The organism is Pseudoalteromonas sp. Z1A8 (assembly GCF_011378855.1).
Classification (GTDB): Bacteria; Pseudomonadota; Gammaproteobacteria; order Enterobacterales; family Alteromonadaceae; genus Pseudoalteromonas.
Map to the genome: position 1 here is coordinate 1 of NZ_WTLB01000072.1, position 13,206 is coordinate 13,206.

The window sequence follows — 13,206 nt, forward strand, 5'->3', positions numbered from 1 at the left end:
ATCTAAAAAGTTAAAACAAAATCGCACTCATTATTGAGTGATTTTTTGTGTCTGGAGTTTAATGAATTTCTATAATTATAAAATTCACCGTTACTGCGCAAAATACTTTGCACAAGTAAGCAAAGGTCGTCGGTTCGCTTTTTACAAACTCAGGCTCCCAAAACTACTGAAATAAATAACTAAAAGTTAAAACAAAATCGCACTCTTTATCGAGTGATTTTTTGCGTCTGCAGTTTGGTAAAATACTTTATATTCTGCTTTATTTAATGACTTTCCTCTAAGACCCGTAACGTTTAATAAAATACTTATTTTTTAAAAAGAGTATTTTATGTTAAAACGGTTAAAAGATTTTAAGTAACAATACACATGACAGAACTTTATCACTGGTTTGATTTAATAGGCATTGCGGTGTTTGCTGTGTCGGGCACTTTGCTAGCGTACGAAAAAAAAATGGATGGCTTTGGGGTCGTAGTTTTAGCGACGGTAACTGCTATTGGTGGTGGTACAGTACGAGATCTAATTTTAGATGTTCCTGTGTTTTGGTTACACGACCAAAGTTATTTTTTTGCCATACTAGCTTCTGTATTTGTTACAACACGCCTTATAAATAAACAAAAGCCGATACCTCATTATATTTTACAAACAGCAGATGCGTTTGGTTTAGCTTTTTTTGCCGTAATGGGGGCGCAAAAAGCGCAACTTGCTGGCATGCCCGATATGACGGCGGTAATTATGGCTGTAATTACTGGCTGTTTTGGTGGGTTAATTCGAGATGTACTTGCACGCGAAATCCCTATGCTATTAAAAGGTGAGCTTTACGCTATTACATGTATAGCGGGTGGCACTGTTTATACGCTTGGCATTGGTTTTTCGTTAGCAACCGAAATGGCAATGATATTAGGTATGTTAATGACCTTATTACTTCGTTTGGCTGCTATAAAATGGCAAATCACATTACACGTTTTTAAATATCCTGACTAAACTGGTGTAATCACACTATTTACTAGGATAAGGAATGTCGTTAGCTCGCATATTTTCTCGTGCTCAAGTGGGTATAAATGCCCCTGAAGTTATTGTAGAAGTTCACCTAGGAAATGGTTTACCCGCTTTTCATATTGTAGGCCTTCCCGAAGCGTCCGTTAAAGAATCAAAAGACAGGGTGCGTAGCGCACTCGAAAACTCTCAATTTCGTTTTCCCGATCAACGAATAACTGTAAATTTAGCCCCTGCCGATTTGCCAAAAGATGGTGGACGGTTTGATTTAGCTATTGCGGTTGGGATTTTAGTCGCCTCAGGGCAAATAGTGTGTCCTGATATTCATAAGTACGAGTTTTATGGTGAGCTTGCTCTTAATGGTGAAGTGCGTGGTGTAAACGCCATTTTACCTTCGGTACTTGCTGCTAAAGAGCAAGATCGCTGCTGCTTTTTACCTCTTGCAAACGATAGCCTAGCAAGTTTAGTTAACGGTGTTAAACGCAAAGCCGTCAGTTCTATTCAAGAAGTGTGGGGAGACTTACTTAATCAACAGCCCTTACCCCTAAATATAGAGTATCCCGACTGCACGCAAGCTCCTGACTTTTTGCTCGATTTAAGCGATGTTAAAGGGCAACCCGGTGCAAAGCGCGTGCTTGAAATAGCTGCGGCTGGGGGGCATAATTTATTGTTTTTAGGCCCCCCAGGTACTGGTAAATCGATGCTTGCCCAGCGAATGGCAACTATAATGCCCACTATGTCGGACGATGAAGCTATCTCGACAGCTGCGCTTTACTCTATTATTGGACAATCCATAGATTTAACTAATTGGCGACAGCGGCCATTTCGTAATCCGCATCATACATGCTCAGCAGTCGCTTTAGTTGGTGGCTCTTCAAACCCGAAGCCTGGTGAAATTTCATTGGCGCATAACGGCGTTTTGTTTTTGGACGAATTACCGGAATTTGAGCGTAAGGTGCTTGATTCACTGCGTGAGCCAATGGAGACCGGCACGGTTACTATTTCACGTGCAGCAAGGCAAATGGAATTTCCAGCGCAGTTTCAGCTTATTACAGCATTAAACCCAAGCCCAACAGGGAGTCATACAGATAAGCGGGCAACTCCCGATCAAGTTATGCGCTATTTATCAAGAGTATCAGGGCCTTTTATTGACCGGATTGATTTGCAAATAGAACTACCTAGGTTAACGAGTGTTGAGCTACAAAGTACTCAGCCAGAGGAGAGCAGCGCTGAGGTTAGATCAAGAGTCGAAGCTGCTTATTACTTGCAGCTAAAACGCCAAGGTAAGGTTAATGCGAGGCTTAATAACAAAGAAATGAGTGTGCACTGTGTACTGGCGCCTGCAGAGTTGCAGTTTTTAGCCAGAGCGAGCGAAAAACTGTCGTTATCGCCACGCTCTTATCATAGGGTGATTAAAGTGGCGCGCACTATTAGTGACTTAAAAGGCGCTGAAAATATTAGTTTAAATGAGCTGAAAGAGGCACTTAACTACCGTGCGTTTGAGCGCCTTATTGCTCAATTAACTAAGTACTAAATAACCCAAGTTTAAGTTAAATAGAGAGCATATAGCCTTTACCGCGTACGGTGACAATGCGTTTTTGATCTTTTTCGTCATTTAATTTTTTACGTAAACGACCAATAAGCACATCAACAGTACGATCGTTTGGGCTCCAATCGGGCTGGCCTATTTCTTCTGATATTTTTTCACGGGATGTAGCTTTACCGGCATTACTAATTAAGCAAATAAGCACTTTATGCTCGGCTTCAGTTAAGCGCGATTCAACACCTGCAGCGGTAATTAGCGTGCGGTTATCGGGATGAAGCTTAAAGTCGGCATATTCTATAAACTCTTCGCTTTCATCGTCTTCTAGGTTAACGGCAACACGCTTATACAGCGCGCGCATGCGTAGCTCTAATTCAAGTAAATCGACTGGTTTACAAATGTAGTCGTCGGCACCTTGTGCAAGGCCTGCTATACGGTCGGCTTGAGAGTCGCGGCTCGATAATACAATAACGCCAATATCGGTCAGTGTATTTAATTCCTTTGCGAGCTGAAGTCCATCGCGCTTTGGCAAAACAATGTCAATTATGGCTAATGATATAGCACCGCGCAGGTTTACTCGTTGCCTAACAATGCTAAGTGCATCAGCGCCAGTTGGGTCTACCTCTATTGTAAATTCGGTATCTGCAAAGTGATTTTGGATGCGTTTAACGAGTAGTTCATCGTCTTCAACCAATAAAACATTAATAGCCATAGTACTTTATTTTGAATGCTTATAGCTCTGTATGGTAGCACCATTAGGTAAATGCTGAGAAGGGGGTTTACTAGTTTTAGTTAACTTAATATTTCAAAGGCGTACAAGAAGTTATGAGAGGATGAGATTAGCACCTTTAAACTAATTCAAAGGTGCTAAGTAATTAATACTACAATTAATAAATCTGTATTAAGTTGTTATTTAGAAGAAGCAGACTTAGTCATTTTTATACATAGAGTCCCACCATTGTGGTTCGTCTTTTAGTTTTTTATCAAAATACGCGAGCATGGTATTCCACCAGTCAAATCGTTTATCGCGTGCAAATATTTGATGATCGGCACCTTTGTATTCTATTAACTCTACGTCTTTATTTAGTAACTTAAGCGCAGTGTACATAGTTAAGCTTTCGCCAACAGGTACATTGGTATCGCTATCACCATGAAGAAGTAACAAAGGGGTTGTTACTTTGTCGGCATGAAACACAGGGCTGTGCTGGCTGTACAGCTCAGGGTTATTCCACGGAAAGCTATTTTTTGATGCTTCGCCAGAATATAAATAGCCCCACCAACCTTCACCCCAATACGAGGTAATGTTAGAAATACCCGCGTGGGCAATTGAGGCACTAAATATATCGGTTTTAGTTGCTAGTAGCATAGTCATAAATCCACCGTACGAAGCCCCTAAATTCCCGACTTTTTTACTATCAACATAGTCGTATTTATTTAAAAAAGCTTGAGTGCCTTCGATAATATCGTCTGCTGTATAGTCGCCCCAGGCATTAACATGCTGCGCTGAAAACTTTTGTCCAAACCCAGTTGCACCCGTAGGTTGTACTACATAAACAACGTAGCCGTTTTCTGCCCATAAATTAAATGGGTAGCGACCTGTAAAACCGCGAGTAACAGGTGATGTGCCACCGTAGTAATATACGAGCGCAGGGTACTTTTTAGTTTTATCTAAGTTGCTAGGAATGTACACACGACCCGTTATTTTAATACCGTTTTTATTTTTAAAATTAAATTCTTCTAATGTTGGCATATGCGTATTTGCATAGCTACTTGGTTTTGAATCCCATATTAAATCCGTTTTATTTTTACTTACGTTAAGGCGCTTTAGTTGTTGCGGCGCTAAAGCGTTAGTGCCACTTAATAAAATTTCGGTATTGCGATCGTGTGAATAGCTAAATTGTTCAACAATATCCAATCCTGTATTTAACTTTTTAAAGCGCTGTTTACTTAAATCAAATAGGTAAAGTGGTTGAGTGTCTTGTTCAGTTACTTTAATGAGCGCATCGCCGTTTTCTAAAACGTGCAGTTGGCCAATAGCTGGGGCAAACTGTTTGCTAAGTGCTTTAACGTTTTTACCGCCTTCGGTAAGTAGGTAGAGTTGCCCGTCGTAGTTATTAGCAAGCATTTCTTTTGGTAGTGCTCTGCCTGCGCCATTTTTAAAGTCAGGGCCTGCTACAACATAAATATCTTTATTTGCGTATTTAGCTTGGTTAAATGTTTTAAATTTACCGAGGGATGAAAGCTTGTTTGATTTTAAATCGAGTTCAACAAGTTCTGTTTCTGGGTGGGTTGATGCCTGCATTGCCATTACTGGGCGGCTCATTAATATTTTGCCACGGTTACTATTTGAATCTTCAAGGCTATAAGAAAGAGGACCTTGGCTGAGTGGTTTTGTTAACCCACTTTTAGTATCAAGCATATAAATTTGGCTAGTGGTACGCGCATATGACCAGCGATCTTGTAAGCCCTTATAGCGCTTGGTTAAGCTGTTAGTGCTCTCAGGTGATTTAGACCAGCTAAACAAAAGACTGGTGTCGTTATAAAAGGTAAAGCTATTGGCTCTTTCTAAATCGTTTGCTAATGTTTTTATTGATAAGTTTTTACGGCTAAGTTGTTTAAGCTCACCATTTAATAAATACACTAAATATTGGTTATCTGGACTCCAAATAATGTTACTTGGTTGGCCTGCTTCGAAGCGATAAAGCGTTTGATTATCTGAATCTTTAAGTACAGTAACTGTATTTGCTTGGTTTTGTGTTTTATCGCTATAAGTACGAGTAGTAGTAACGTACTGCTTGGCATTAGGTGCGAGTGATAATTGGCTAATTGTAGGGGCATCAAACAATTGTTTTGCAGATAAGCGTTTTGTTTGTGAGGCGCTAAGCGTAATTTTATCAACGTCATTTTTAGGTGCAAAATCAAGTGTTACGTCATGCCAATTAGCTACTTGCTGAGTTACTATTAAAACTGAGTGAGTGCTGTTACTTAAAGCTAACTTATAGCTATTTTTATCGCCTGTTTGTAGTTCGCCATTAATAAATAACTGACCTTGCTCAATCCCTTTTAAGGTAAGCGTACCTTGAGTGAAGCGGGTTGTTTCGATATTAAATTTTAGTGCCTGTAACCCACCTAAAGTGAGCGCATTGATTTTATTAAACGGCTGCCAGTTTTGTTTTTTCCCAAATACAGAAAAACTATCTGAGTCTGCTTGTAGCTGCGGCAATAGGTTATTAATAATGGCATTGCCATGAGGTGTTTGAAAAGGCTTTAACTGCATATCTTCGGCAAGTGGGCCGATAAACTGAATTTTTGATTTATCCAATGGTGCAGCTATTGCAGCAAAGCTCAAGCTGCTAAGCGTCAAAAGAGTCGCTGCATGCTTAAATAGCTTATTTTGATGACACCATGGTGCGCTAAATTTCATTATTATGCCTATTATTATTGGAAGTTTGGCCAAATATAGCATGTATTGATACCATGCTCACATATCCAATATAGAGGAGAGAAAGTGACTTTACTGATAGTTTATATGGTAGTGGCGATTGTTATTTCGTTTTTATGTTCTGTGATGGAGGCTGTGTTATTAAGTATCTCTCCTAGTTATGTTGCATCACTTAGAAAAGATCATCCTGAGCTTGCTAAACAGCTCGAAAAGCTTAAAAACAATATAGATCAGCCTTTAGCTGCTATTTTAACTTTAAATACGGTTGCCCATACTGCGGGTGCTGCAGGGGTTGGCGCACAAGCGGCTGTCGTATTTTCCGATGCGGCTGTGGGTATAGCATCAGCCATTATGACATTTCTCGTTTTAATCCTTTCTGAAATTATCCCTAAAACATTGGGTGCTAATTATTGGCGAGCTTTAACGCCAAGTGTTACCTACGCTTTACGATTTTTAGTTATATCATTGAAGCCCTTTGTATGGTTTGCGCAAAAGCTAACAAATTTAATGGGTCCAAAGCACGATGAGGCTTACTATATTCGCCAAGAAATAGAAGCAATGGCTGCTATAGGAACAGAGTCAGGTGCATTACATCAGGATGAGTCTGATATTATTCGTAATCTTTTGCATTTTAGACATGCAAAATTATGCGACTTAATGACGCCTCGAACGGTTATTTTTAAAATCCACAAAGACTTAACGGTTAATCAGTATTTAAACGAGCATGGGTCGTCATCGTTTTCTCGTGTGCTGGTTTTTGATAAAGATGCAGATGATATTATAGGTTTTGTGCATAAAAACGATATTATGCTGGCGTTTCATCGATTAGGTACAGATTATAAAATTAGTAAATTGATCAAGTCCATTTATACGGTGCCGGACTCTCAAAATGTATCATCGTTACTGCAAACTCTTTTAACAAAGCGCACGCATATATGCTTAGTTGTTGATGAGTACGGTGACGTGCAAGGTATTGTAACGCTAGAGGATATGATTGAGGCCTTGATGGGGCTAGAGATTGTTGATGAGCGAGACCAATCTACTAATATGCGTGCGGTAGCTAAGCAGCGTTGGCACAAACGTTTAGCAAGCAGTGCGCATATAGTCAGTGAAGAAGATAAACACACTCGGAGTGAAAACTAGTTAATTAGCCCCGAGTAAATATTAATATCTTTTTAAGCTGTGCTTCTATCAGTTTTAGCCCAATCTTTAGCCCAAGATATAAACTCGCTTTGTGGTTTAGGGTAGCTAAATAAGAAACCTTGTATAGCTAAGTTTCTTTTATAGTGCCTTAAATAAGCAAGTTCTTCTGGACGCTCAACCCCTTCTGCAACTAAATCTAAATGATCTTTACTTGTAATATTAAATAACGAACTTACGACTACTTGAGAAAATAAATCTGTTTCTATATGGCTGATAAGTGAGCGGTCTATTTTAACCTCAGTAAATGGAAGATTGCGAAGTTGATTTATATTAGTAAAACCAACCCCAAAGTCATCTAGCGATACGCCAAAGCCGTGCATTCTTAATCTATTTAGCGTTTCTAATTGCGTGAGGCTAGAAAGTGCATGCTGCTCTGTTATTTCTATAATTATATTGCTAGGGGGAAGCTGATTTAGCTCTAAAATGAGTAGTAATTTATTCGGGCAGTTTAAGTCATCAAGTTGGGTTGGTGATAGATTAAATGCCATTTTAAAGTCGTGGCCCAACTGAGCTTTTATATTTATAAATTCGCTGGTGGCTTTTTCAAAAAGAGAAAATGTAATTTGATCAATTAAATTGTGTTGCTCGGCAACGCTTATAAAACGGTTAGGTAAAATAACGTTGCCGTTTTTACTCGATACAATACGGGCTAATACTTCAACGCTTTCGATTCTATTGCTGTCAGCATTTATTTTTGGTTGGTAAAAAGGGGTTATTTCATCATTTTTTAATGTATCAATAAGCTCATCTTTTGAAATGGCTGACTCTTTTAATAAAGTGTGGCTGTTTAATTGCGCCACTTTAATAAGTAACCTACTAACCTGAGATAGTTGCACTGGCTTTGAAATATTACCAATGAGGTGAGCGTTATGTTGGTTGGCGAGATTGGCAGCTAAGCTAATAACTTTATGATCCATTTCGGAAACAATAATAATACCGCCTTGATAATTTAATCCTCCTAAGTGGCGGATTAATTCCATGCCATCCATTTCAGGCATATTGAGATCGGTAAAAATAGCATCAAAATAGTTGATATCTTTTTTTACTTTATCAAGCGCTTCTTTTGCACTTAAGCACGTAGTTATAGTGTCAGACATACCTAATTCGTTAAGTATAGCTTCCATAACGATCAAAATAGCTTTTGAGCCGTCAACAACTAAAATATTAGACACTATTTTCTTCACAGTTATCTCTTTCAATGCGAATTTATCATTACTGTAAAAGTAGTAGTGGGATTCAATTTTGTCAGTACTTTTAATTTATATTTTTTTAAGTTTGAAATAGATTTTTATTGTGTTGCTCGTGTTTTATAAGTGAGCAGGTATACTAGCGCCATTGTTTTAAACGGTCTTAATTATGATAAGAATAGATCTTACCCTAGCCGAGCAACCATTTTCGCTTATGGTGTCTGGGCAAAAAATTGTGCAAGTGTTTCATGGACAACAAGCCATTACCTTTGATAACCCTCGTGAAAACTATTATCAGTTTACTCACGACAACAAAGTAATTGGTATTGATACTGGAGCGGCGGAAGAGCAAAGTATTTCGCTTTTTGTAGATGAGCAATTTGCAACACAGCTTGCGCTACCAGCACCTACAAATGGGTCACCTAAAAAAGGCTTTTTAGGTCTGGCTGCATTAGGCTTTAAGCTTTTTAAAAGTGCTAAGGTCATTAAAGTAGTGCTTGCAGGGGCTTCTGTTGCAGGCTATGCGTGGTTATTTAGTATTGAATTTGCACTAATGCTAATTGGTTGCTTAGTCGTACATGAGTACGGCCATGTGCGAGCAATGAAATACTTTGGCATAAAAACCAAAGGTATTTACTTAATCCCATTTGTAGGTGGGCTCGCTGTAAGTGACGATAAAATAACGACTCGCTGGCAAGATGTCGTTATATCATTAATGGGACCCGCGTTTGGTTTAATAACCTCGGTGTTGGGTGTCGTTTTGTATTACGCCACTGAAATGGAAATATTTGCAGGTGTTGCAGTTCTTAGTGCGTTATTAAATTTATTTAACTTGTTACCTATTTTACCGCTTGATGGCGGGCATGTATTAAAAAGTATTAGCTTTTCAATGCGTTCATGGATTGGCTTAAGCGTATGCTTGTTAGGCGTGCTATTTGGCTTATGGCTTAGCTATACGTTTGGTTTAATGTTGCTGGTATTCTTTTTGTTTGTAGGTGCGCTGGAAATTGTATTTGAATGGCGAGGCCGTCATTACTCACATTTAATGCCGCTAGATAAATATGGCCAAGGCTTCTCAGCGGTTATGTATGCCGTTGTAGTCGCTGGGCATGTAGCTGTAATGATGCACTTTGCCGATTCAGAAAATCCAATTTTAAGTCTTCCGATGACAATTTTATCGAGCTAGGTTTTATCGTTCTAGGTAAAAGCGGGCTGTAATATTTGTTACAGCCCGTTAAAAATTAATAAAAGCTCAATATCAGCGATATAAAAACCTCATAATATCTTTTGCTTTTAAGCCTGCTATAGCAAGGACTGGTAATGCCCAAAAAGGTTGAATTACATTAGTCCACGCATCACCCCATGCAACGGCCATTGCAAAGCCCGCAAATAAAGTGTGCTCTGTACTAATAATACCAATGCTGGACTCTGAAAAGTGATCATCGGTTGCGATAGTTAAAAGGATTGAACCGGCTAATCCGCCATGCCATACAACAAAACCTGAGTAAGCGCTGGCTACTAATAATCGATAATCTACACGAGTATGTTTAGCAATTGCTTTGGCAAAAAGAGCACCAATAACTAAGCCAAATCCCCAATTTATCCAGCTCGCTAAAAGTGAAATAAGCGTTACCAATATAATTGCTTTAGGTGCTGTATTTGCGAGTGTTGCTAGTTTTTCTAATAACTTACTTATAGGTGGCGTACTTGCCAACATGTAGCCTGTAATTAACACTAGTAGCATTTGCATAGCAAAACTTAATAAGTTCCAAAATCCACCTCCCCACGCTTGTAATACTTCAATGTTGGTTGCGGTTGTAAATAAGCTCGCACTAATAAGAGTAATTATTGTAAGTAAAATTACAAATATAAAAGGGTCGGGAAGATAGCGCTCTACAATTTTAGTAAAAGGGCGGGCTATTTTATTAAGCATAAGCACAACTGTTTTGGTTATTATTTTAACGCTAATTAATCATGAAAAATCACCATTGGCAAACAGCATTTAGTCTTATATTTGTGGTTAAAAGCTTAAACATTGCTTAAAAGCATCGCTTACAGTAACGTACTGTTTATAGATAATTTACTAACGAAGACTTTGTATTATGCCGGTGATATTTAAAAGGCTAGCGTTACTTGTTCGCGCTCATATAGATCAGTTGAGTTGGCAAGCAGTGGCATTAGCTATTTTGACTCATATGCTATTAACATGGAGCTTACTATTTATAGCGAATGAGAAAGCGTTAACCTCGCTTACTACCTTTTTTTACTATTACACAGTAACAACATCAACAGTGGGATATGGTGACTTTAGTCCAACTACTGATCTTGGTCGTTGGGTGGTAGCATTAATACAAATTCCATTTGGTTTAGCTTTATTTGGTGTTTTGCTAGGAAAAGCAGGACAAACTGTTACTTACTTAATTAGGCGCGCTATGACTGGTGATAAAAACTTTGCCCACAGTAACCACCATATTATTATTTTTGGTTGGCACGACACTCGTACAAAAAAGATGATTGATTACATTTTGGCAGATACGAAACGTACTGACCGTCGTATTTTACTCGCGGTAACAGAGCAAATGGATCATCCTTTTTTAGCTAACGAAAGCGTTGATTTTGCACGTTTAACGAGTTTTACAAATTTAGCTGAACTAGAGCGGGTAGCTATTCGTAGTGCTGATAAGGTGATTATTGATGGTCAAGATGACGACCAGACATTTACGACAGCCCTGCGCATAAGTCGCTTAGTAAAAGATGATTGTCATATAAGTGCTCACTTTTTAGATGAAACTAAAGTTGAGATGATGTTAGAGCATTGCCAAAATGTAGAATGTAGTAGTGCAAAATCAGCTGAGATATTAGTACGCTCAATGCAAGATCCAGGTTCGAGCCGTGTGCAAGAGGAGCTGCTATCTACTTTGCACGGCGATACACAATTTAGCTTGAAAGTACCAAGTGGCTGCAAAGATATGGAGTTTGGTACTTTGTTTCATCATTTTAAGCTTGAGCATGATGCAATACTGTTAGGTGTTGCCCATAATTTAAGTGCGCAAAATATGGATTTAAACCCACCATTAGATTACAAAGTAAGTGAAGGCGATATTTTGCACTATATATCGGTAGATCGAGTATTAAGTAGTGAAGTAGACTGGTCGAGCCTAGAAAAATAATGAATGAAGTTGTATTTTTAATTGTTGTTTTAAGTGCTTACATATTACCTGTCGTTATTGTACTCAACAGTAAGCGTACACAGGGTCATGAAAAGAATGGCTGGCTAATGGGAATCATTATATTTTCTTGGTTAGGTTTAATGATGTACTTTACCATTGTGCCCAAGCATAGGCACAAAAAGAAAAAGGCTAAATAGAGTAGTTAGCCTTTATAGCCGTTTTAGTTGGAATAATTACTCTTCCAACTGTTTGAGTTTATGCTCAATTAGAGGGTCGTCAGGTAGAAGTTGCTGGGCGACTTCTAATAGCTGAATAGCATCATTAGGGTGCTCATCTTGGTGCTTAAGTGCCACATCTATTAATGGCTGAATATCAATTTTTGCTTGATGTTCTTGTACATACACTTCTTTTTCATCAGCTAAAATTTTATGCGCTGTACTCAATAATGCTAAACGATGGGGGGAGTCTGCATTAGCCGTATTGAGACTTTGATAATAATCTTCTTTTAAGCGTAAGGTTTTGGTTTGCAGGCGAAACTGTGCAATATCGATTTGCTGATGTTGAATGAAATCAACGGCTACTTGCTTATAAAACCCAAACTTATTCAAATATGTAGCGTGTGTGCCATGTCCCATACCAAATACTCGCAAGTGAGTTAACTGCTTATAGCGCTTGGCGTGCATTCGGTCTATACGATTAGTAGGATCGTAAATAATATAGCCTTGGGCATCTCCTAAATCTAGATCGTGATAATCTTGTTGCCAGTCAAACTGCTGAGCTATATCGGTACTAGAGCGGTCATCCCAGGGTACTAATTCTTTATTTTTAGTACTTACCGGGTGAAAGAACAGTACTTGGTTTAGCTTTAATAGTTTAGCAAAAGCGCCAACAGCAAATCCGCCACGGCTTAAGCCATAGCCTAATCGACAATTAAACGGCGTAAGTAATGTTGATAATTGCTCGAGAAAAAAGATTAAATTACGATTACGAAACCAATTACTTTTACCTAAATGCTGAAAAGCGATTACGTTTACGTTTTGTTTTTGAGCCAAGTGATAACCCCAAGGTGCAAAATCAGGATTGAGATCTTGTTCTTGCACATTAGTACCAGCAGGAGAAAAAGTAAAAAGCAGGGGCTTATTAACGTCAACAAATTCATACTTAACAAATACATCGCCGAGTAAGTCACTACCCGACATAGGCAGTTGGGTTTGTTGTTCATCTCGCGGGAGAGTTAACCATTCATCTAACCAATACAGTAATTTCATTAATCCTCCAGCTATAAGTCGGCGCGGATCATATCAAACTCAGTGAAATTAGGTCAAACAGAAGGGAATAGTTGCTACTGCGCCATTTTAATTATTTCATCCCAATCATTTTTAGTGACGGGCATAATTGATAATCGCCCACCTTTTTTAAGTGCGATTTCAGTAATATTATTATTCGCTTTAATATCCTTAAGGCTAACCAGTTTGTTTAAGTGGCTTTGATAAGTTACCTCAACAACAACCCAGCGTGGTTTGTCGCTGGTGGCTTTGGCATCGTAATAATCACTGCTTAAATCAAACTGTGTAGGGTCTGGGTAGAATGGCACTGCATTAAGCGATAACCATATGAATATAAACATTAAAAACTTAAAAATACAGAAGAAGCAGTCAGAAAAAATTA

Annotated in this window: 12 protein-coding genes; 6 read left to right on the forward strand and 6 right to left on the reverse strand. The window is 38.6% G+C overall.

Annotated elements, in window-relative coordinates:
* Positions 1–366 precede the first annotated feature (366 nt).
* Both GQR55_RS18385 and GQR55_RS18390 read left to right on the forward strand, forming a co-directional pair.
* Positions 367–981 carry a trimeric intracellular cation channel family protein gene (locus tag GQR55_RS18385; RefSeq protein ID WP_166421758.1) on the forward strand — a complete coding sequence of 205 codons (615 nt, stop codon included), beginning with the start codon at positions 367–369 and terminating at the stop codon, positions 979–981.
* A 34-nt stretch (positions 982–1,015) separates the two neighbouring features.
* Complete coding sequence (locus GQR55_RS18390; protein ID WP_166421759.1) at positions 1,016–2,527, forward strand: YifB family Mg chelatase-like AAA ATPase; 1,512 nt, start codon at positions 1,016–1,018, stop codon at positions 2,525–2,527.
* A 16-nt stretch (positions 2,528–2,543) separates the two neighbouring features.
* Here the strand turns inward: GQR55_RS18390 and GQR55_RS18395 are convergent, their stop codons facing one another.
* Both GQR55_RS18395 and GQR55_RS18400 read right to left on the reverse strand, forming a co-directional pair.
* Positions 2,544–3,248 carry a response regulator transcription factor gene (locus GQR55_RS18395; protein ID WP_024600237.1) on the reverse strand — a complete coding sequence of 235 codons (705 nt, stop codon included), beginning with the start codon at positions 3,246–3,248 and terminating at the stop codon, positions 2,544–2,546.
* A gap of 216 nt (positions 3,249–3,464) precedes the next feature.
* Positions 3,465–5,960, reverse strand: coding sequence for a prolyl oligopeptidase family serine peptidase (locus tag GQR55_RS18400; protein WP_166421760.1), 2,496 nt, complete (start codon positions 5,958–5,960; stop codon positions 3,465–3,467).
* Positions 5,961–6,044: 84 nt separating this feature from the next.
* On the opposite strand from GQR55_RS18400, the gene GQR55_RS18405 reads away from it, so the two are divergent.
* Positions 6,045–7,121, forward strand: a complete 1,077-nt coding sequence (locus GQR55_RS18405) for a hemolysin family protein (RefSeq protein WP_166421761.1) — start codon at positions 6,045–6,047, stop codon at positions 7,119–7,121.
* Positions 7,122–7,153: 32 nt separating this feature from the next.
* Here GQR55_RS18405 and GQR55_RS18410 read toward each other — a convergent pair whose 3' ends face one another.
* Positions 7,154–8,365, reverse strand: coding sequence for an EAL domain-containing protein (locus tag GQR55_RS18410; RefSeq protein ID WP_166421762.1), 1,212 nt, complete (start codon positions 8,363–8,365; stop codon positions 7,154–7,156).
* Positions 8,366–8,537: 172 nt separating this feature from the next.
* Here GQR55_RS18410 and GQR55_RS18415 point away from each other — a divergent pair, with 172 nt between their 5' ends.
* On the forward strand, positions 8,538–9,554 hold the full coding sequence (locus GQR55_RS18415) for a site-2 protease family protein (RefSeq protein ID WP_166421763.1): 1,017 nt from the start codon (positions 8,538–8,540) through the stop codon (positions 9,552–9,554).
* A gap of 72 nt (positions 9,555–9,626) precedes the next feature.
* Here the strand turns inward: GQR55_RS18415 and GQR55_RS18420 are convergent, their stop codons facing one another.
* Positions 9,627–10,301 carry a TIGR00366 family protein gene (locus GQR55_RS18420; protein WP_166421764.1) on the reverse strand — a complete coding sequence of 225 codons (675 nt, stop codon included), beginning with the start codon at positions 10,299–10,301 and terminating at the stop codon, positions 9,627–9,629.
* A 169-nt stretch (positions 10,302–10,470) separates the two neighbouring features.
* On the opposite strand from GQR55_RS18420, the gene GQR55_RS18425 reads away from it, so the two are divergent.
* Positions 10,471–11,538, forward strand: a complete 1,068-nt coding sequence (locus GQR55_RS18425) for a potassium channel family protein (protein WP_007587041.1) — start codon at positions 10,471–10,473, stop codon at positions 11,536–11,538.
* Positions 11,538–11,735 carry a PLDc N-terminal domain-containing protein gene (locus tag GQR55_RS18430; RefSeq protein ID WP_007587044.1) on the forward strand — a complete coding sequence of 66 codons (198 nt, stop codon included), beginning with the start codon at positions 11,538–11,540 and terminating at the stop codon, positions 11,733–11,735. The genes GQR55_RS18425 and GQR55_RS18430 overlap by 1 nt, the downstream gene beginning before the upstream one ends.
* 36 nt (positions 11,736–11,771) lie before the next feature.
* On the opposite strand, the gene GQR55_RS18435 is transcribed toward GQR55_RS18430, so the two are convergent.
* The gene (locus GQR55_RS18435; RefSeq protein ID WP_166421765.1) at positions 11,772–12,806 is read right to left on the reverse strand and encodes a cytosolic protein; all 1,035 of its coding nucleotides are present in this window, start codon (positions 12,804–12,806) and stop codon (positions 11,772–11,774) included.
* A gap of 74 nt (positions 12,807–12,880) precedes the next feature.
* The coding region (locus GQR55_RS18440; RefSeq protein WP_240916917.1) for an EVE domain-containing protein at positions 12,881–13,206 on the reverse strand (326 nt) is incomplete at its 5' end.